Raw genomic sequence first — 20,829 nt, forward strand, 5'->3', positions numbered from 1 at the left:
TTTCAATGCGATAGTTACAAATCCGGGCATTCAACTTTGCCCAGCGCTTCCCAGTAGTTGTTCTGATTGTTTCTTTGTATTGCCAGAATGGCTTCGCGGATGTGTTGCTGATTACGCGTATCAGCCATAATCGTTTTTTCCCACACCTCATCCGATGGCGACCCCTGCGGGGTACAAATCTTGCGTAAATCCTTCAATACGGTGTTTTTTTCATGAACGGACTGTAGAGAGCCATAAGCCGAATCGGCCTGCGCCAAACCCGGCAGCATGAAAAGAATGGCAATAAGCGGTAAAACGGCTTGTTTCATGATAATAATCCTTGTTGTCGATGCGCATCATCTCAAGAGTAAGTGTAGACGGCATGCGCCTCACTCATCAGCCTGTGTTAATTTCTAAAAAGAAAATCAGCCAGAAGTTTTAGTTTTTCAGGAGGATAGGATGCAAATACAGATTACAGATACCATTACTGAAGACGATCAAAATGCTCTGCTTGTTGGATTGCGCGCCTACAATCGCCAGTTCCTGAGGACCACCAATTTTGGCGACCTGGCGGTGTACTGGCGCGATGAGCACAATGAAATACTGGGCGGGCTGATCGGTAAAATCAAAGGCGAATGGCTGTGCATTGATTTCCTGTGGATGCATGACTCGCTGCGTAAAGGCGGTTACGGCACAAAGTTGATGCAGGCCGCTGAACAGACGGCGCGTGAGAGAGGATGCCTGCATGCGCTGGTGGACACGATGAGTTTCCAGGCGCTGCCGTTTTATCAGAAAAATGGCTATCAGTTGCAAATGACCCTCGATAACTTTCCAGAAACCGGTTCCGCGCGCCATTATTTGTCGAAAACGTTTTGATGACCGGAAGGACTGCAAAAGGGATGACCTAACGGCACATTCCGATTAATTTTCCTTTTCGCATTATGCTTTTTTCTTCTTGCTGATGCTTTTTCGTTTTTTAAACCGCAGCGGCCTTCCCGCTATAGTCATTTCATTACTCATCAGGCGGTTATTGCAAAAGGATAAAACGTGAAACTGAAGATACCTTATTTTGGGGCTGGGGCGGCGTTATTACTGGCGGGATTATTGCTGGCAGGATGCGATCAGCAGAACAATGATGCAAAGCATATTAAAGTGGGCGTGATTAACGGCGCAGAGCAGGATGTGGCGGAAGTCGCGAAGAAAGTCGCTAAAGAAAAATATGGCCTGGAGGTGGAGTTGGTGGGGTTTAGCGGTTCTCTGCTGCCCAACGATGCCACTAATCATGGTGAGCTGGATGCCAACGTCTTCCAGCATCGTCCGTTCCTTGAACAAGATAATAAAGCGCACGGCTATAAGCTGGTAGCGGTGGGCAATACCTTTGTGTTCCCGATGGCGGGTTATTCGAAGAAAATCAAAACCGTTGCTGAACTAAAAGACGGTGCGACGATTGCGATACCTAACGATCCAACCAACCTTGGGCGGGCGCTGTTGCTGCTACAAAAAGAGAAGTTAATCACGCTGAAAGCGGATACCGGCCTGCTGCCAACGGCGCTGGATATTACGGATAATCCGCGGCATCTGAAAATTATGGAACTGGAAGGGGCACAGCTACCGCGTGTGCTGGACGATCAAAAAGTGGATGTGGCGATTATCAGTACCACCTACATCCAGCAAACCGGGCTTTCTCCGGTACATGACAGCGTATTTATCGAAGACAAAAATTCACCGTACGTGAACATCCTGGTGGCGCGAGAAGACAATAAAGATGCCGAGAATGTGAAAGAATTCCTGCAATCTTATCAGTCACCGGAAGTGGCGAAGGCGGCAGAAACTATCTTTAACGGCGGCGCAGTTCCGGGCTGGTAATCGTCACCCGTTGCCGCGCCAGTTGGGGTTAAACCGCTCTGGCGCGGCGACGTGAGTCCATTGAGATAAGCACGACCGATGAGAGGATCAAAAGCGTACCCAGCCAGTCTGGCAGGGTAAAGGTGATGCCTAACAGCAGCAGGGACAGCAACGCACTGCTCAACGGTTCCGCGCAGCTTAAAATGCTCGCTTTCGGTCCGCCAATCATCTGCGCGCCTTTCAGGTACAGGCTAAACGTGAGTGACGTGCCGATGACCACCAGATAGAAAAACGCCAGAACCAAACTGCCATTCACCACGAAATGAGTTCCCTGCCCGGCATAGAACGGCAGTAGGATCATTCCACCGATTAACATACTCCAGCCGACGACCGGCAACGTGCCGTAGCGCGCGATGAGCGTTGAGGGGTAGGTGGTATAGAACGCGGCGGCAAACGCCGAGGCTATTCCCCAAAACAGCGCGGCAGCTGAGATAGATAACGACGTCGGATTACCGTGGGTGACCAGTAAGAAGGTACCGATGAGTGAGGTGAAGATCGCCGTCAGCACTAAAATCCCCGGCCGCGCTTTGCGCACCACGGAGAACCACGCCACGATAATGGTCGGTGACAAAAATTGCAGCACCGTCGCGGTGGCGGCGTTGGATTTTTCGATGGTCAGCAGGAAGGTTAGCTGTACGGTGAGTGCCCCGACCACGGAAAAAATCAGCAGGCTGATGGCGTCCTTGCGGTTTTTGATAATGGAGAATACGTTGTCGCCGTGAACGAAAGAGAGCATCAGCAGAATGAGCCCCGCGAAAATCAGGCGCGTCATGGTCAGAAACTGCGACGACATCTGGCTTTGCTCCATGATGTACTGCGCGCAAACGCCTGAACTTCCCCATAATACGGCGGCAATCAGGACGTTCATCATCCCTCTTCTGGTGGAACTCATCTTTCCCTCTGCATGTTGTTTTGTTTTATTTGTGTGCAGGCATCATAGCAGAGATAGCGAAGCGAGTGAGACATGACGGGCACAGCCCCCCACACCGCAGGGGGGCTTCGGCAGTCATCTTACGGCGCAATGGGCGTCAGATAATCCAGTCGTAGCGGTTCGGCCAGCAGCTCGTTCATTTGCAGAATAAACGTCTGGAAATGGGGCAGGGCGATATGCTCGTCCAGACCGGCCTGACCGCGCCAGGATTCACGAACGTAGAAGACATCCGGTGTGTCGCGCAACTGGAACAGGGCATACTCAATATTGCCCGGCTCCTGGCGCGTGGGCAGCAGCAGAGCCTGCAGCGCCTGTTTCAGCGCGTCGATTTTCCCCGGTCTGGCTTTCAGTACCGCAATAATTGAAATCACCTCTGAATCAGACATGTTAAAACCCCTCCAGCACAATCTTGCCGACTGAACGACCGGTTTCAATTTGCGCGTGCGCTTTTTGCAGATTCGCCGCGTTGATTGCGCCAAAATGCTCGCCCAGCGTGGTGCGAATGGTGTTGTCATCGATCAACTGTGCCACGCGGGTTAATAGCTGATGCTGCGCAATGATGTCGTGGGTGGTAAACATCGAACGGGTAAACATAAATTCCCAGTGCAGCGAAATGCTTTTGGCCTTCAGTGGACGTGCATCGAGGGTTTGCGGATCGTCAATCAGCGCCAGTTTGCCCTGCGGCGCCAGGGCGGCAATAATTTGCGGGTAGTGCTGCTCGGTATTGTTCAGGCTGGCAACGTGCGTCACCTCTTTAATGCCTATCCGAGCCAGCTCTTCCATCAGCGGCTTGCTATGGTCAATCACGTGATGAGCGCCTGCTTCACGTACCCATTTCTGGCTCTGTGGACGTGAAGCGGTACCGATGACTGTCATTTTGGTCAGCTTACTGGCCAGTTGCGTCAGGATAGAACCGACGCCGCCAGCAGCGCCAACAATCAATAACACATCATTTTCATTGCCATTTTCCTCAACGCCCAGACGGTCGAACAGCATTTCCCAGGCGGTGATGGCGGTCAGCGGCAGTGCCGCAGCAGAAGCGTTGTCCAGAGATTGCGGCTTCAGCGCGGTAATACGTTCATCAACCAGCTGAAATTCACTGTTACTGCCAGCGCGACCCAGCGCACCGGCGTACCAGACTTCATCGCCAGGAGCGAACAGAGTGACTGCTTCACCCACGGACTTCACTACGCCAACGGCGTCCCAACCCAGCACGCGGGGCACATCAGCGTTAAAACCTTCGCGGACCTTGGTGTCAACGGGATTGACGGAAATGGCCTTCACTTCAACCAGCAGATCGTGCCCGGAGGCGACGGGCATGGGCAGGTCAATCTCTTGTAAAAATTCAATGTTACTGCCGTCGGTTGCGGCGCGGGTAATAGCGATGGCTTTCATAATCTCTCCGGTTAATAAACCTTCTATCTGTTGAATAATTCGATGGTAAACCGGTAGCAGAACGGGAAAAATAGCCCTTCGGCGACAGGACTTATACTCGGGGAGTGAAAATGTTCCGGCTTGAAGATCTCACGTTGTTTGTCCGCGCCGCGGCGCTGAATAGTTTTAGCGATGCCGCACGCGAAGTCGGCGTTCAGCCTGCTCAGGTCAGTTCTGCTATTAAGCGCCTGGAGTCTACGCTGGCTATCCGCTTGTTCGCCCGCTCCACGCGCAGTCTGCGCCTGACGCCGGAAGGTGAGGTCTGGCTACCCTATGCCCGCCAGATGCTGGACGTGATGCATGCCGGACTGCAAAAAATTCAGACCCCGGATGATGAAGTTTCAGGCACGCTGCAAATCGCCGTACCTTCCGATCTCGGTCGGAACCTACTGCTGCCGGTCTTTCAGTCGTTTCGACGCCGCTATCCCGCGCTGCGCCTGCGGATTTTTTTCTCCGACCAGGTGACGGATGTCTTTAAAGACCCCGTCGATGTAGCGTTTCGCTATGGCAACACCGAAGACGCATCTTACATTGCGCTGCCTGTCGCATCGGGTAACCGACGCGTGCTGGTGGCATCACCGGAATGGGTTGTGCAAAACGGCGCGCCGCAAACTCCGGATGATTTAACACAGCTCAACGCCATGACCTTCGTCTTACGCGGACGCCTGCACGATCGCTGGACGTTTACGCATAACGGCGAGGTTAGCAGTGTGCAGGTTAACGGCACCATTATGAGCGACGATGCTGAAGTAATCCGACGGCTGGCGATTGCCGGAGAAGGCATCGCGTACAAGTCGTGGCTGGATGTCAGCGAGGATGTGCGTGATGGACGATTGCAGCTACTGATGCCTGATTACCTGGGCGAGAAAGCCCCGCTGAATATGATTTGCCCACATCGTAAGCAGCTTTCAACGGCTGTCCGTCTGCTGCATGACGCCGTGAAGGCGCGGTGTGACACGTTGGGCATTTCCCCGTGAGGTGTTCAATCGCAGGAATATTATTCGATAGCCATACGCATAAATAATAGCTAATCTCTGTTGCTGGCATTAATCTGATCGGAACGCCGATCAGTTAGTGATAATTGTTTCATTGAGTATAGTTTCTTCGATAAATATTATTTCTTAAACTAATGCAGTGTTTATAATATTTATGTTAAGGGTTTTTTGGTCGATGATTTAATGACTTGTATATTTATTAAAAGGTATTTGACGAGATGCCTTTCGCTACGGTATAAAACATAATAGCCCCGATACATGCCTATTTTTTTACCTGATTGTTAAACGCATTGATGCTTTTTGTTATTACGTTATTTATTGGGGTAGGAGAGGGCCATTGAAGTCAAAGACTATAAATGATGTATTGTATTATATAGAAGATAATTTTGTTTCAGGCATTGGTATTGATGACATTTCACAGTTTTCCGGATACAGTCGCAGACATATACAGAATATTTTAAAGCAGCGAATAAATATGCCTGTGGGGCTTTATATTCGTAGGCGACGGATAACCAAAGCAGCAAGCTTGTTACGCCTTACTCATATGGATATTATCGATATTTCAGTGCGGGTAGGATTCGATTCTCAGCAATCTTTCTGCCGTGAATTTAAAAAACTAACCGGTTATACCCCCACAGAATACCGTAAAAATCCCAGTTGGGATCTTTCGCCGTTAATGTCGTTTGTACTGCGCAGTGATATTGTTGTCGGCGAATTGCAACTACGTACCTTACCTGCTGATACCGTGCATGGATTTCAGTACAATTATGACACACCAATCCCGCCTGCCAGTGACTCACATCTGCATCGATTAAATCTAATATTTGAGCAACTTACCAGTTCAAAACAAAATGTGTGGGCATTAACTGATTTCTCGTCTAATCCAAACTCAATGATGCGGTTGAAAGTTAAAAGCATCATTGGTAATAAAAGTCATCATTCGCCCAATGCCTATAATCGTTATGAGTGTCCTTCGGGAACGTATGCCTGTTTTTCATTCAGATTCAAGAAAGAGGACTATCCACTCTATTCAAGATATATTTATTTTAAGATGTTGCCGGAGAGTAAATTAAAAAGAAAGGCAGGCTATGATATTGAAATATTCCATTATAACCAAGAGGATCTTAAAAATAAAATAATCACCTGTGAACATTACATTCCGATAGATGTGTAATGTAAAAAAGCTCCACTTGCGTGGAGCAAAGACCTCGCAGTACGCCTAAATTAGGATTAATTATTGGTACTCAGCATTGAAATACAAAACTGAACGTACAATGCCGGGACTGACATTGTTAGCTGTTTGATAATACTGAGCATAAAACGGGATGGAATGATTACCTTTATCTTGAGGCGCTAAATTGATATATGAAGGTGTATTGAATTTAACAGGCTGTTGTTGTTGATCTAACACCTGAATGCCGATGCCAGCAGCGCCTTTGGGGTGGATATTCTTTAGTACACCGATAATACTGCGGTGACCATTATCTGTGTCGCTCCAGCTTAGAATAACCCGGGAAGGCGTCGTAAAATCACTTTTACAGAGAAGGTCGATAGTAAATGGTTTTCTTCCCGCAGTGCTTCCATAGCCTCTGAATTGCTCAAGTGCTATATCGGGCAGTTTGACGTTGATCGAGCGGTTACCTTTGATTGCGCATGAACGGTTGAGCATCGTGATATATTTTGCCGGCACAATGATATCCACCACGGGCAACGATTGAGCCTCACTTCTGATTTGCAGGTTGATGGAACCCGCAGCGGCTCCTGCCGCAAGCTGATCATCCAGTTTGATCAGCTCAATCTTTATTTTGCTGTTCCTGAATTCATCTGCCTTCGCTCTGAAAGTTGATGGCCACTGGATCGTTTGTCCGGTTGAGGTTTCCAGGGTGACTTTAATGCCAATCCCACTCACATTGCTGCGTATAATACCGGGTTGTTTCATTGCGGACCGATCGCCAATAATCTGTGCGAAAAAAGGCTGGTTGTTAGTACAGCCTGACGCCTGAATATTCTGTAGCGAAAGCGTGCGCGTCTGAATAACTCCCCCTGACTGGATTGATTGCTTATCGTTAACGATTTCCGGCGACAAAATAAACTTTTGTGTGGTCAGGGTACATGCAGCACTGGCTGTCTGATGAATGCCCAAGGCACAGCCCAGAATTAAAGCGGTACGTATTACCGACATGTGGCCTCCTGGTTTTTTAACACGATCGTGCATTTCCCTGTTTCCAGTGAAACGAACACTTCTGGTGAGGTGGTTTCATCAATATAAAGCGCACCGCCTTGTCCGACGTAGCCGACATGATTATTGGCATTGTCGCGGATGATGGCACCGAATGGCATTCTCTGCTGACCCTGCAGGCGGGGATAAATAATGTTCTGTTTTCTGAGCGTCGTTTCAAAGGTGACTGGAATGACATTACCTTCGTAAGGCGCAATCTTGGCCTGGGTTTTAGTAAAGTTCAGACCTTCAGTTGAACCTTTTGGATCGATAGTAACGTCATTCACGCGCCACGGACGAAGCCAGGGCAGAATGGCGTAGCCATTTTTATCGAAGCGGGTTCCAGGTACGCCTTCAAGATGAGCGCCATGCGCATCAGGCGCATAGACCAGCGCGACGGTATCTGAGCGCTCTGGCGAGAAGGTTATTCCCCCCGCGTGCCCAACCAGCATGCCACTCATTCCACCGCTTACCTGGTGCCATGAGTTACTCTGACTCCACGTCCCGTTCAGCGAGGTATAAGGCGTACGCACCATGCCGTTTGCTCCCCATTCCACACTACCGCCGCGGAGATAGCCGGTATTGACCCCCCAAACGATATTGTTTTCCTCATCAGTCGAGGTCGTGAAGCCGAGGCGTGTATTGCTGGCTTTGCCGTTATTGCTGTAGCTATCAGAGGAGATCTGCGTAAAACCGGCGTTATCCCAGGGCAGGAAATAGCTGAATGAGAGCATGATTTGGTCATCTTTGGTGACCGAACCCTGTTGATCCTCATTCCAGAAACGCTGGGCGGATATACTCCAGGTCAGGTTGCCCCAGGCATTGGTGTATCCCACGGCATACTGGCGATAATTATCCTGCTGATCCCAGAACTTCTTAAGAGAGCCGGATAAATAGAATGATCCCCAGGTATCGGATAACGGCTGATTAATACTGGCGCTAAACGACTGCTTCTCGCGTGACGAGAAATATTGGCTGACGAATGCCTGTGCATCCAGGGCATCCAGCGCATCGCGTTGACCGTAAAAGTGATGTGAACTGTATTTTGCTTCCAGCCAGAGCGCGGTTGCCGACCAGGGTAGGGTGCTATTCCATGTCAGACGATACTGTTGTCCTTGTTGACGATTGTCCTCAAGCTTCAGGCGCGATTGGGTGATATCAAGGGCGAATGCGCCGAGTTGGGTGTTCAGACCGCTACCGATGAGGGCTGACTGATAGCGCTCGAATCCAGAGGCCCCGGTATACAACGTTAAATAGTTGTTCAGGCCATACTGCCAGTAGGCCTGGGCTAAAAACGGATCTTCATCATAATTATCTTCATCGACGGTGCCGAGAGTGATGCCATAGCGCGAAATGCCGGGTTTTAGTAGCTGTGGTACCGAAGAGTATGGAACGGTAAAGCGGCGGATACGCCCGTCTGATTCCTGAATCGTGACCAGCAACTCGCCGCCAGTATTCGCGGGCAACACGGAATCAATCGAGAAGGGCCCAGCCGGAACCGAGGACTGATGAATGGTTTGTCCATCCTGGGTGACGGTGATGCGGGCGTTGGTCTCAGCTACGCCGCGAATAATCGGCGCCCAGTTCAGCGTGCTATCCGGGCGCATTAAATCCTCAGAAGCCAATCCCACTCCGAGAATAGCCATACTGTCGAACATCTGGCTGTCAGTATAGAACTTGCCAGCGCTTAACATGGATTTCCAACGAGTGATGGGCCGTTTTAGCGTCGTGCGATTATTGGCGTAATGGCTACCTATTTTGCTGTCCCAATTTTGGCTACCAAAATGTTCAATTAGCCACCCTCCAGCAGAGCTTCGGATATCCATTCCCACCCAGGCGCTGTCCGTACTTGAACGATCGTTACCACGTTGCTGGGTGCTGTAATAATCGGCGTTATAGCTGAAATTAATCGCCGGCGCCCCTGGTTGCCAGAGTTCAGGTTGGACATAATTGTTTTCGATATTATCAACATAAGCCTGCGGGATGGTGATGCGCAGCTCAAGCTGGCTGGTGTTGAGTCTCTCCGTTGCTTTCCCGCTGGTGTCCCAATCGGCAATGCTGCCGCAGCGTGAAGGGTGAGCGGCCAGCGTTTGATTCATTTTTTCTGGGTTAATGCCCACGCCTTTGAGAAATGCTTCTGAATAACAGCTAACTAAATCGCCGTGATTATCTTTTTTGAATAAGAGTTCACGACGTCCACGCCAGTTATCATTAATATAAATATCTACGATATATGTCCCGGGCAATAATCCTGCGGCATTAAAGGACTGCAAATCGTTAAGTGAAGCATTGCCCATTAAGATGGCATTATCAAATTCATATCGGCTAGTGCTGTCTGCATGAAGCATGGCTGAAAATAACGAACCATATAAAATTACGCAGCCGGGTATGGTTAAGATCCTTTTACGTAAGCCCATTGTGTATTCCTTTTTTATTTCTATTTATTAATGGCTGTTTTGAATTCCACGACGCTGCCGTAATCGTTCACTGCTTGTAAAACTACAGCTTCTCCAGGTTTGATTTTTTGTTTTGAATTGACCTTAGTTTTACTTTTAGGCGCAACCATGATGCTTTCTTTCAATAACCCGTTTCCTGAGGCGCTAACAACATCTACAACTGTGATAAAAAAGGGCGTCGGGTTGACCAACGTAATGCCGTCAGAGGTGGCAATAAATTCCATCTTACTTTCGGCATTTTGCCGATCTCCTAAACCGATCGGCCGCCAGAAAAATTTAAACCGAGAACGAATGGCTAAATTGAGAATGGCTGTGTTTTCCGTAGCCTGGCTTTTATCTACGGAGGGAATGTCCAGAATATTTAACCACCATAATGATTCTCTATCGTTCGCGGCAATGCGTTTATCAATAGCTTTTTTTATTCTTATTGATTGTCCATTTTTTGCATCAATACGAGCAATCGGTGGTGAGATAATAAATGGAGTGGAAATGTCTTCGGGTAATTTTCCTGCGTCACCATTATCCAGCCATACCTGAGCCAGTGAAGGTGAGTCTCCTGAATTGGACATTTGTATGGTAATTTCGGTAGTTTCTTCAGAGTAAATGAATCGAGTACCATTCACGATAATGTTATTAGCATGTGCAATAGAAATAGAAAAAAAAACAAACAGAGCAAGGATGATTTTCATATGACCTCTGGCAAAAAATGCCATAGCAGCAAGTGCTACGGCATCATGTATTTAGAGATAGGTAATGCTGTAGTTTGCCTGGGCAGTTACCGGACCTGTAGTAACCTGATCCCAAAAATGAGTATTACGCGGTTTGATGTAACCGACACTGAAGGTGTATGTTAATGGAGAATCATTATGACCGATGGATTGATAATTTTCTGGCTCAAAACGATTAGATTTATCGTTTAAGTCAATGGTCCTCCCGTTTTTATCTTTCAACACTAATGCAACGTTTTTGGCACCATTAGCATCATTATTTTGGAGATAACCTTCATTCGTCAAATTGCCGTTATTAACCCATGCTAATTTAGGGATTAATTTTTCATGTATATAACAATCTTTAACCTTAATATGGAATATCTGATCCTGCTCAGAACTGAATTTATTAACTTTATGGCTCAATACCGGTTTTAATTTCACATTTTTATTACTATCATCATTTACAATTTTACAGGAACTGGAATAAACATGACCAGTAAAATTAACTTTGCCTTGAGGATCGTGGGTATTGCTGCCTAAACCTATTGCCATCGCTGAAGGAATTGATACTGCATATGTTATTAAAATCGCAGTGAATAATTTATTCATAATGTACTCCTCATTTAGAGATAGATCGTCCCTATTATCAGTAACATTGTCTGGGCTCCTTTTTTCTTGCGCCCTGTAAGGCTGTCGCCCGCTATCAATTATGTTAGATAAATTATTGTTGTACATCGTAGATTGGACGTATTTCACTCATCCTATAATATTAATAATGATCATTAACTATGAGTATTAATGAATTATTATTATCTATAAGCAGATTGTGATTGAGATAGTCCTCAACTCTAAGGTGAAATAAAAACACTTGGAATACAATATGTTATGTTTGTATTGTGATACTTCTTTAAATGCTATAAAGAAAAATCGAATCCTGCGCTCGGAAAAAGCGAATGATCGAATTGCACAATTAGCTAAATTCTTATAATTCAATCAGATTATCTTTAATCTTAAGTAGTGACTTGTTATTGGCTTGGCATGCAATAACGATAAGGAATATTGTCAATCATCATTTGAATGAAGGCTAGATATGCTTAACATGGACAGTAAGATAATACTCATTAGCAACCAATCAATACAGACGCAACTCTTGCTGGATTATCTCAATAAGCAAAACGATATCTTGGTTGATTTTGTTAACATTAGCAGACCAGACATGTCATTTATCGTTGAGGGAAGTATCATCCTCTATGATATACAGGCATCAAGCCGTAAATTAAAAAATGTCTGGTCAAAATTACTCAATGACAGCGCATATAGTTTGCGCGTTTATATTATTAACTGCCTGCGGTCGCTCCCACTCTATGAGAGCATGCTATGGCCAAATTTTGAGTCGATCGTACCAAATAATTGCTCTACAGAATATTTGTTAGAACTCCTTAAAGAGGGGCTTAAAACCTCCCGTCCACCACGCTCACTGTCACCGCCGCCAGAGTATGTAAACCTCACGCCATCAGATAGTGACTACGGAATTTTAACCGAAAGAGAATATGAAATTTTAACTGAGTTGTCGAAAGGTGCGTCTAATGTAGAAATTGCTAACGCATTTTTTATTAGTGAAAATACAGTGAGAACGCATATTTATAATATCTTTAAAAAGATATCAGTGAATAACCGAACACAGGCAGCCTGCTGGGCCAATTTGCATCTAAGAAGCCTGGCTGTCGATCAACTGCCGCGGAAGGAAATGTAAGCCTTACTACTGGCGCAAAGTTTTGAAGCTTACTTTGCGCCAGCATGTCATCGTGCCGTTACTCAGTCTTTTTTCGCAGCGTTTGCAAAGAAGATATCAGACTGAATGTCTTTAGTGCGGATGGTAAAGAGCTGATTAGTCAGATCTTCCGTCAGCTTCTCGGCATCGGCCATGATGCGCAAGTTGAAGTCATTGAGCATCTTATCTGCGGCAGGTTTATCGGTTTTTGCCATCTTCAGATATTTTGCTTCGACCTCTTTTTGCTCCTTCGCCACTTTATCTTCCCATGCTTTGTAGGCTTTTTTGACGATTGGCGCGAGCTTCGGATAATCGGTCATCGTCAGCGTCTGTAACTTACGGTATTTCCAGTAAATGGACTGATCGTCCGCTTTATCGGTGCCCATCGTATAGTTTGCCGGATACGCTTTCAGGCCGCTGTAGTACGGAACAAACGCGGTGAGGTCGGCCATACCCAGACCAATGTAGGTCGTTTCACCAATCTCTTTTGGCAACCACGGACGGACCTGCATCACGTGCGCTTCATAGGTGCGGAAGACGCTAACCGGACGCCATGGCTCTTTGCCGTTCAGACCGTTGGTGTACGGGTCATGGCTGGTGCCTTCGTAATGGTTACGCAGCACGGCCTTCACATCATCCAGCGTCATCTTCTTCTCTGGCGTCATGAACACCGGGAATTCGCGCCCTTTGGCCATATCCTGATTTACGGAAGGATTGAACTCTTTCTGGATGGTCCATACGCGAGGATCGTTATACGTGCGGTCACGCTCATCATCACGGGTATAGGCTTTGGAGAAGTTGAATTTGCCATCTTTTGCCGGCTCGTACAGACCTTTTTCGGTCGCAAATTGAATCAGGTTTTTTGACGCCATCATGTCCGGGTTTTTAGGGTCGTAATCCTGTAAGCGGCCCTGATTACCGGTGGCAAAATACTGGTTATTCGGCAGGCGCTGCGCCATCCACTGGTGACCGCTGCCGGTTTCCAGGTACCAGATTTCGTTATCGTCGACGACGGCCACGCCAAAACCTTCCCCAGCGCCGACGGTCTCAACGATATGACCCAGTAACGCCACGGCTTCACGCGCAGTTTTGCTCTGGGACAACAGAATATCCGGGATATCATCTTCGGTGATCCCTTTATCTTCAACGTAGGGGTCGGCAGCCAGCGCTTTTGCTGAGGCAAAAATAGATTCTGTACCGCTCACGCCAACGCCCAATTCGTTAAATCCGGTCGCGCCGTGCAGTTGGGTTTTCCAGTTTGGAACGGTGGTATAACGCAGAGAGTTTTTGGGTAGCGGCCAGGTAAAGTCATTCGCGCCATTATGTGCTTTGGTGCTGTATATCCCGGTCTGATTCTGCTTGGCCGGATGAATGACAAAATGCTGCGCTTTCAGGGCATCGCTGTCAGCGCTACGGGCTACCAGCATGGAGCCGTCCGCTGATGCTTCATTACCGACCAATAGGGTCGTACAAGCAAAACCTGATGAAACAACGGCCAAATTTATAGAAAGTGCAATCAGGCACTTTTTAAAAGTAAACATTACGTATCCCTCATATGTACGCCAAAAATACACCGGAAACACACCGTTTCCTGAAATGCGATAACGCCTGAACGCTCAGACATTGCTCGCGAGAGAGATAAACGCCCCTGTCCACGTCTTCTCCAAATATCCATCCGTAGGTTGAAGTCTTCTGGGCAAAATAAAACGCCCATTTCGCTTAATTATTGCGCAATGGATATCGTGGTATTCAGGATGTTTCCTGATTCGGGATGAAGAATAGCAATGGGATATGAGTGGATTCAGTGACCCATGTCGCGTAAGTCGATGATGGCAAATATGAATTCTATTGAAGGGGGCGTGCTTTTTGTATCCGGATATGACGTTACCTTTTGCGGCAATACAGCGAGGGGACATTTGAGCTGGCAAAAATCCATGCGCCCTTATACTCCTCCATGACCAGGCTCAGGTTTCGTCCGCTTTGACGGTAAAATCCGGGTAATGTGTTGTTAATATCAGCTTCATCGGCGCTGTCAGCGAAGGTTTTGACCACCTGCATTGCCTGTAGCACTCGGGCTTCGTGCTGCCGGGTATAACTGAAATAGATGTTCCTGCTAATGTCTGAGGTATTACGTCCGTACAGTTTTCCGGTAATGGTCGCTAGCCCTGCATCTTTGTACATCCGAAATGAAACCGTACCAGCAAAGCGGTTGCTGCCAATATTCCATTCGACATTTCCAACGCAATTTAGCTGCTTTTCGGCATAGCGTGAATGCCATAGCCATCCGCCTGAGCCGAGCAATGTCGCCACGCCGATTACGATTAAAATAAGGTGGTGTATTTTTTTCATTGCCCGCGCATCCAGTAATAATGGGTAGTACAAAACGCGTACGCATCTACCCGTGCATCTTTATCACAAACAAATGCCACGATCCTCTCCGCTTTACGGTAGCCAGAAAGGAAAACATGCTTGTTGTTTTCACAGAGAGAAGGGTGCAGTTGTATCAGATTGAAATAATTTTCCTGATCGTGATCATTCAGTGAGTAATAAATTTTACAGTTTTGCCGAGATGGGACCTGCATAGAAACAGAAATGAATTTACTAAACGGCATAACAGGACGTGTCTGATACCACACCAGCCAGATAATCAAAGTGGCAATAACGATGCCAGCGCTAAATATAATATTCCACCAGGGGACCCGCGTCGTTTGTTGTGCCGCGGGAGGAATTATCTTTGGGGGCGCGTATTCCTCTATTAGCGGTTGCTGGAAAACTTCACTCTGAGGATGCGTTATCGCCTCTACCTGCGTATTTCCATTTAATCTGAGTCCGCGTCGTGAAATAGTTTTCACCGTATCACGTGGCAGACCCACATCCGCCAGCGCATTACGTAGCGTCAGAATAGCCTGGTAAAATGTGTTGGTTGTGGTCACATTATTTCTCTCACCCCAACCCACTTTTATCAATGTGTTCTGCGAAACAATGTCACTTGCGTGAGTAATTAAATAGAGAAAGCAAAGCGAAGCTGGGAGCTGAAGTTGTATTGACCGCCCGGTCTGACGATTGACCAGACTTTTGCTGTCAGGATTAAATTCGACCAACTGATTGATAAGGTACAATTGCCCAGCCCTCAGTAACTATAACGTATCACCGCGTGTGCCTACTCATACCTTAAATTTTACATCCAAATCGTGAATATGCCTCACTCTTTGTACGTGATCGAAGATAAGAATTTCACTTAAGGGTTAAAAATACTTTAAATACAATGTGTTACGTGTGTAAATTCTTAGGTGAGTATTAACTAATGTTAAATAATGAGAATTCATTACAGTTTTATCTGAATTCTCATTATATTTATCAACAGCACTTCAAGAGGGATTGAGTTATCAGGATTGTGTAATTAATAAAAGCCCCTTTCATTGGTTAATTTTTAGCAAATAGTGCTTTTTTAATTTTTATTCTGGGATTTGGATTTATGCATAAAATTCCTAATGCCCAGACTGTTATTCTGAGATAAAGCAGAAAAAAGCTTAGCGCAATCGCATTACTTATAGCCTATACATAATAACATATCAGGAGTTTATTACATTTTTTAGGTGTCACTGTTATTAACTGACAAGGAATGTCACACGTGTCGGATTGACACATTTATTTACCAATGAAATATTTATGGAAAAATAACAGGAGTCATTTTTGATGAAGAGATCACCATCACAGAGTGTTCGTTGCATAAGCTGTGAATTATCCTGTCAATTATTTCCGGATACTGTGGTACGCGCCAACTACTGTCACCGAGCCACTTTTGCGATCTGGCCAGAGGGAAATAGTTTTCTGCAAAAAGGAATTATTGAAAAACTTCTCCTTAATAATCAAAATCATTTGTCGCGTGGGTTTATTTTTGTGGACTTTTCCTTCCCAAACCTGCGCCTGTTCGCCGATCCGCAATGGGTTGACCGGCTGGCCTACAGCGGTATGTATATTGTGTTGATAGCGGACAGGAATCTCGCGCCGTTAGCCAACTACTGGCTGTCGAAAAGCAATAAAATACAAGGGATTATATATTCCGATGATGATGATGAAGTTCAGCATCAGAAAATTCGCCGATTATTTACCGGCCACCTTGCGAACAGTAAACGCGGACGCTCACTCAACTATACAGAAATGATATTACTGAAGCGATTTGTGTCAGGGAAAAGTATTCAGCAAATTACCAAAATAGATAATATAGATATTAAGAAAATATATGTCTACAAGCTCAGACTTGAAGATAAATTAGGCCATAGCATTCATCAAATACTGTCGAATATTTTATAACGTATTTTTGATTTTTACTATTTTCACATCTTTGCGATGTGGTGGACGCCCTACGCCCGAAAGCAGGAGGCTATTATGAAAAAACCTAAGCATTACTCACGCATTGCGATAGCGGTATCAACCGCGTTAACGTCAATGGTATTTTCAACCCACGCGGCCTGGATTGATATTGATAGTCTTCCTGCCAGTGGAATGGTGAGCAGTCTTTCGCCGGAGTTGCAGGCTTTATTTCCTGCACAGGCGAATGCCAGTTTCGAAAAAAAAAGCGCAACGCCGAATTATGTTTATCAGTGGAGTGCCGGTACCATTCCCGTTTTTGGTCATGGGTTAACGCTCAATGGGCCCGGGGCTGAAGCTTTTGAACACTCTGTTACCGTTATTCAGAACAGCGCAACGGGTAGCCCGGGCGTTATTTTCGGTGACGACCTGACGATTCGCACACAGTCAAAGAATGCCGCTAATAATGGTAAAGATGTTGACGGTATCCGCACGCACGGGGCTAATACGCCGGATAATCCAGTCTTTATTATCACCGGGGATCGCACCAGTATTTATGTGGACGGCCAGGATGGTGATGGTATTAACGCCGGTTACAACGCCTATAATGGTGGGCAGGGTTGGAAAGGCTCGGCCAACATTTACGTCGGCGACGATCTGTATATTCAAACCACCGGTAACCAGGGGCGTGGCATCACGGCAAACGCGATGAGAGACGAAACGCTGGCTAAAAATACGATTATCGTCGGCGACCGGGCACACATTGTGACGACCGGTAGCAGCTCAGAAGGTCTCCGCACCGGGCAGAGCGGGTCCTCAATCCGCCTTGGCAATGACGCCACCATTGAGACGTCGGGTGCTTCCTCGACAGGGATTTATGCCGCCTCATCTTCCAAAACGGAACTGGGCAACAACGCCACGATTACGGTCAACGGCGTCAGCGCACATGCGGTTTATTCCACCAATGCAACCGTGAATCTCGGCGAAAATGCTACGATCAACGTCAACAATTCGGCGAAAGCGGCGTCATACAGCAAAGCGCCACGCGGCCTGTATGCGATTTCACGCGGTACGATAAACCTGGCAGGTGGCGCCGCCATTACCATGGCGGGCAATCACAGCAATGAAAGCTATGCCATCAGTACAGAAACGGGCGGCATCGTCGACGGTTCTGCTGGCGGGCGTTTCCTTATCGACGGCGATCTTCACGCCGCCGGTGCTACTGCCGCAAACAACACCCAGCCGCAGCAAAACAGTACCATCAACCTCAATATGACCGACAACTCGTTGTGGAGTGGGGCGTCATACGTCACCAGCGCCACTGCCGGGACGGGGGTTATCTCGCTGCAAATGAGCGATGCGACCTGGAACATGACCAACAGCTCAACGCTCACTGACCTGACGCTGAACGGCGGGTCAGTGGTGAACTTTGGGCATGCTGACGGCGAACCGTGGCAGACGCTTACTATCAATGAAGATTTTACCGGCAACGGCGGAAAACTCGTTTTCAATACCGTCCTGAATGACGATGCCTCCGAAACCGACAAGCTGAAAGTGCTCGGCAACACCGCGGGTAACGCATTTGTGGCGGTGAACAATATTGGCGGAACCGGGGCGCAAACCGTTGAGGGAATTGAGATCATCGAAGTGGCCGGTAATTCTGACGGTACTTTTGAGAAAGCGGGCCGTATTGTTGCCGGTGCGTACGACTATAACGTGGTGCAAAAGGGCAGCAACTGGTATCTGACCAGCTTTATTCCTGCTCCGCCGGATCCGGAAGAGCCGGACCCCGTCGATCCGGACCCGGTTGACCCTATTGACCCAGACCCCGTTGACCCGGACCCGGTTGACCCAGGTCCTGTTGACCCAGACCCGGTCGATCCTGTCGACCCGATTATCCCTGAGCCGGAAGAACCTGTTGCGCCCCCTGTCACTGAGCAGCAGTACCGCCCGGAAGCAGGCAGTTATCTGGCGAACAACTACGCTGCTAACACGCTGTTCATGACCCGACTCCACGATCGTCTGGGCGAAACGCAGTACGTCGATATGCTGACGGGCGAGAAAAAAGTCACCAGTCTGTGGATGCGTAACGTCGGGGCACATACCCGCTTCAAAGACGGTAGCGGGCAGTTGAAAACCCAAAGCAACAGCTATGTCTTGCAGTTAGGCGGTGACCTGGCGCAGTGGAGCAGCGACGGTCTCGACCGCTGGCACCTCGGCGCGATGGCTGGTTATGCCAACAGCCAGAACCGCACGCAGTCCAGTCTGACCGGCTACCATTCACGTGGTCAGGTCACCGGTTACAGCGTGGGGCTGTACGGCACCTGGTATGCCAATGACGCTGACAAGACCGGCACTTATGTAGACACCTGGATGCTGTACAACTGGTTCGATAACAAGGTGATGGGTCAGGAGCAGGCGACGGAGAAATATAAATCCAGCGGGATCACCGCTTCTGTTGAAGCCGGTTACAGCTTCAAACTGGGTGAAAACGAGCGCAACAGCTATTGGCTGCAACCGAAAGCGCAGGTGGTGTGGATGGACGTGCAGGCCGACAGCCACCGGGAAGCGAACGGTACCCGCGTGAAGGACAACACCGATGGCAACCTGATGACCCGTCTGGGGGTAAAAGCCTTTATCAACGGTCACAACGCTATCGACGACGGTAAATCTCGTGAGTTCCAGCCGTTTGTTGAAGCCAACTGGATCCACAACACGCAGACGACTCGCGTGAAGATGGACGATGTGAGCAACGACATGCGTGGCACCAAGAACATTGGCGAGCTGAAAGTCGGCGTTGAAGGTCAAATCACTCCGCGCCTCAACGTGTGGAGCAACGTGGCCCAACAGGTCGGCGATAAAGGCTACAGCGATACCCGCGGTATGCTGGGCGTGAAATATAACTTCTGACGTAGTTGCAGGTAATGGAAAAGCCGCTGATTAATGGGTCAGCGGCTTTATTTTTTGTGGGGGGGAGGCCGGATAAAGATTTCAGCAATCCCCCCACCTGTTGCGCCAAAGCCGTTTTTTTCTGTGGAGTTCCTTAAAGATATAGAAGAATAATTTAAGGAAAATTGTATGTATAAATCATCAGGACTATTTTTTTACTTTCAAAGCAAACTGCTTCGGTGTAATGCCAAAGAACTCTTTAAAATTACGAATAAAATAAGATGTACTGGTGTAGCCCACTTCATTCGCGATTCTATTAATATGCTTCTCGGTAGTGGTGATGAGTTTTGCCGCCTGATGCATGCGAATATCCAGCACTAGTGTATTAAAATTATTACTCTCTTTCTCCAGCTTTTTACGAATCGACACCTCCGACATATGTAAAATGCTCGCCAGATCTGCCAGCTTCCAAGATTTAGAGAGATCAGCTTCAATGATTGACTTCAGCCGCTCAGTAAAGGTGGTATCCGTTGATACTGACAAGGAATAAACTAACGATTCTATATCCCTCATTTTAGAAAGAAGATAAGTTATTTTATAAACTTGTCGGTGTTGTGGGACATCGCTTCCAGTTAATCGTTTGAAAATTTTTGTATCTGTTTCATCAACAGGACAAGTAAATATTTTACGCCGCATCTGGTTAACGCTTTGCGGATCCAACAGAAGCGGTTCCATCACTTTACAGATACAACTCAATACATCACTGTCAACTTGATAGAGCTCATAGGGAACACCTTTGCCTAACACTTTTAATGCAATATCAATCACGGTGTTTTTTTCGACGTAACAAAGTGATTCAGGGGGAACATTAAAGGACTGCCCATCTTTTGTTTTTATAAGCAGTTGCGCATCCCGCAGATAGATAATCGCACAGTTATAAAAACGGATTTTTTTCAGCACCAACAGATTGTTGTGTGCAAAATTTTCCTTAGCCGGAAAAATAAGGTTACTTAAAGCACTTTGGCTATTCATACAGTCACCCCCATGCTTTGTATGCATATAATTTCATGGGTTATCAGCCATGTAAACTCGGAATTTTTTAATAATAGGAAAAATGTATAATTCTAATTATTTGTTTTTTAACTATGTATTTCTTTAAAATACAAAGAGTTACCCAGTGGCTTTGGTGAGATAATTAACAATTTTAATATTTTCAATGAGAAATAGTGC

General features: G+C 47.1%; 19 protein-coding genes. 7 read left to right on the forward strand and 12 right to left on the reverse strand.

Features of this window, described 5'->3' with window-relative positions; all coding sequences use genetic code 11:
- Positions 1-14 precede the first annotated feature (14 nt).
- Positions 15-308, reverse strand: a complete 294-nt coding sequence (locus OGV52_RS09205; RefSeq protein ID WP_019078023.1) for a YicS family protein — start codon at positions 306-308, stop codon at positions 15-17.
- A gap of 130 nt (positions 309-438) precedes the next feature.
- Here OGV52_RS09205 and OGV52_RS09210 point away from each other — a divergent pair, with 130 nt between their 5' ends.
- Together OGV52_RS09210 and nlpA are read left to right on the forward strand one after the other, a co-directional pair.
- Positions 439-855 (forward strand): GNAT family N-acetyltransferase, encoded by a 417-nt coding sequence (locus tag OGV52_RS09210; RefSeq protein ID WP_016155037.1) that lies wholly within the window; start codon positions 439-441, stop codon positions 853-855.
- Between the two features lie 171 nt (positions 856-1,026).
- Positions 1,027-1,845 carry a lipoprotein NlpA gene (gene nlpA, locus OGV52_RS09215; protein ID WP_016157795.1) on the forward strand — a complete coding sequence of 273 codons (819 nt, stop codon included), beginning with the start codon at positions 1,027-1,029 and terminating at the stop codon, positions 1,843-1,845.
- 28 nt (positions 1,846-1,873) lie between these two features.
- Here nlpA and OGV52_RS09220 read toward each other — a convergent pair whose 3' ends face one another.
- From OGV52_RS09220 to OGV52_RS09230, 3 genes are all read right to left on the reverse strand, one after another.
- Positions 1,874-2,776: a carboxylate/amino acid/amine transporter gene (locus tag OGV52_RS09220; protein WP_153689879.1), complete on the reverse strand. Its 903-nt coding sequence runs from the start codon at positions 2,774-2,776 to the stop codon at positions 1,874-1,876.
- Positions 2,777-2,895: 119 nt separating this feature from the next.
- The gene (locus tag OGV52_RS09225; protein ID WP_047415729.1) at positions 2,896-3,201 is read right to left on the reverse strand and encodes a putative quinol monooxygenase; all 306 of its coding nucleotides are present in this window, start codon (positions 3,199-3,201) and stop codon (positions 2,896-2,898) included.
- 1 nt (position 3,202) lies between these two features.
- Positions 3,203-4,210, reverse strand: coding sequence for a zinc-binding alcohol dehydrogenase family protein (locus tag OGV52_RS09230; protein ID WP_016155033.1), 1,008 nt, complete (start codon positions 4,208-4,210; stop codon positions 3,203-3,205).
- Between the two features lie 110 nt (positions 4,211-4,320).
- Here OGV52_RS09230 and OGV52_RS09235 point away from each other — a divergent pair, with 110 nt between their 5' ends.
- Positions 4,321-5,226 carry a LysR family transcriptional regulator gene (locus OGV52_RS09235; protein ID WP_287108400.1) on the forward strand — a complete coding sequence of 302 codons (906 nt, stop codon included), beginning with the start codon at positions 4,321-4,323 and terminating at the stop codon, positions 5,224-5,226.
- A gap of 355 nt (positions 5,227-5,581) precedes the next feature.
- Positions 5,582-6,418 carry a helix-turn-helix domain-containing protein gene (locus tag OGV52_RS09240; RefSeq protein WP_046275320.1) on the forward strand — a complete coding sequence of 279 codons (837 nt, stop codon included), beginning with the start codon at positions 5,582-5,584 and terminating at the stop codon, positions 6,416-6,418.
- A 60-nt stretch (positions 6,419-6,478) separates the two neighbouring features.
- Here OGV52_RS09240 and OGV52_RS09245 read toward each other — a convergent pair whose 3' ends face one another.
- From OGV52_RS09245 to OGV52_RS09260, 4 genes are read right to left on the reverse strand one after another with little or no spacing between them, the layout of a single operon-like run.
- On the reverse strand, positions 6,479-7,426 hold the full coding sequence (locus tag OGV52_RS09245; protein WP_287108401.1) for a fimbrial protein: 948 nt from the start codon (positions 7,424-7,426) through the stop codon (positions 6,479-6,481).
- Positions 7,417-9,879, reverse strand: a complete 2,463-nt coding sequence (locus OGV52_RS09250; protein WP_287108402.1) for a fimbria/pilus outer membrane usher protein — start codon at positions 9,877-9,879, stop codon at positions 7,417-7,419. The genes OGV52_RS09245 and OGV52_RS09250 overlap by 10 nt, the downstream gene beginning before the upstream one ends.
- A gap of 20 nt (positions 9,880-9,899) precedes the next feature.
- On the reverse strand, positions 9,900-10,607 hold the full coding sequence (locus tag OGV52_RS09255; RefSeq protein ID WP_131347215.1) for a fimbrial biogenesis chaperone: 708 nt from the start codon (positions 10,605-10,607) through the stop codon (positions 9,900-9,902).
- A gap of 51 nt (positions 10,608-10,658) precedes the next feature.
- Positions 10,659-11,237, reverse strand: a complete 579-nt coding sequence (locus OGV52_RS09260; protein ID WP_131347214.1) for a fimbrial protein — start codon at positions 11,235-11,237, stop codon at positions 10,659-10,661.
- A gap of 481 nt (positions 11,238-11,718) precedes the next feature.
- Between OGV52_RS09260 and OGV52_RS09265 the strand changes: the two genes are divergently transcribed.
- Positions 11,719-12,381, forward strand: a complete 663-nt coding sequence (locus tag OGV52_RS09265; RefSeq protein WP_047498727.1) for a LuxR C-terminal-related transcriptional regulator — start codon at positions 11,719-11,721, stop codon at positions 12,379-12,381.
- Positions 12,382-12,443: 62 nt separating this feature from the next.
- Here OGV52_RS09265 and OGV52_RS09270 read toward each other — a convergent pair whose 3' ends face one another.
- The 3 genes from OGV52_RS09270 to OGV52_RS09280 form a co-directional block, all read right to left on the reverse strand.
- Complete coding sequence (locus OGV52_RS09270; protein ID WP_047498724.1) at positions 12,444-13,940, reverse strand: C69 family dipeptidase; 1,497 nt, start codon at positions 13,938-13,940, stop codon at positions 12,444-12,446.
- 343 nt (positions 13,941-14,283) lie between these two features.
- The gene (locus OGV52_RS09275; protein WP_016155024.1) at positions 14,284-14,748 is read right to left on the reverse strand and encodes a hypothetical protein; all 465 of its coding nucleotides are present in this window, start codon (positions 14,746-14,748) and stop codon (positions 14,284-14,286) included.
- Positions 14,745-15,518: a winged helix-turn-helix domain-containing protein gene (locus tag OGV52_RS09280; RefSeq protein ID WP_287108404.1), complete on the reverse strand. Its 774-nt coding sequence runs from the start codon at positions 15,516-15,518 to the stop codon at positions 14,745-14,747. Before OGV52_RS09280 ends, OGV52_RS09275 begins: the two co-directional genes overlap by 4 nt.
- Before the next feature lie 577 nt (positions 15,519-16,095).
- Between OGV52_RS09280 and OGV52_RS09285 the strand changes: the two genes are divergently transcribed.
- Both OGV52_RS09285 and misL read left to right on the forward strand, forming a co-directional pair.
- A complete protein-coding gene (locus OGV52_RS09285; protein WP_016155022.1) occupies positions 16,096-16,713 on the forward strand; it encodes a helix-turn-helix transcriptional regulator in 618 nt (205 codons plus the stop codon).
- Between the two features lie 75 nt (positions 16,714-16,788).
- A complete protein-coding gene (misL, locus tag OGV52_RS09290; protein WP_287108405.1) occupies positions 16,789-19,620 on the forward strand; it encodes an intestinal colonization autotransporter adhesin MisL in 2,832 nt (943 codons plus the stop codon).
- A 186-nt stretch (positions 19,621-19,806) separates the two neighbouring features.
- Here the strand turns inward: misL and OGV52_RS09295 are convergent, their stop codons facing one another.
- Positions 19,807-20,631, reverse strand: a complete 825-nt coding sequence (locus OGV52_RS09295; protein WP_103767033.1) for an AraC family transcriptional regulator — start codon at positions 20,629-20,631, stop codon at positions 19,807-19,809.
- Between the last annotated feature and the right edge of the window lie 198 nt (positions 20,632-20,829).

The organism is Citrobacter sp. Cb041, assembly GCF_030336655.1.
In the GTDB taxonomy this organism is placed as follows: domain Bacteria; phylum Pseudomonadota; class Gammaproteobacteria; order Enterobacterales; family Enterobacteriaceae; genus Citrobacter; species Citrobacter braakii.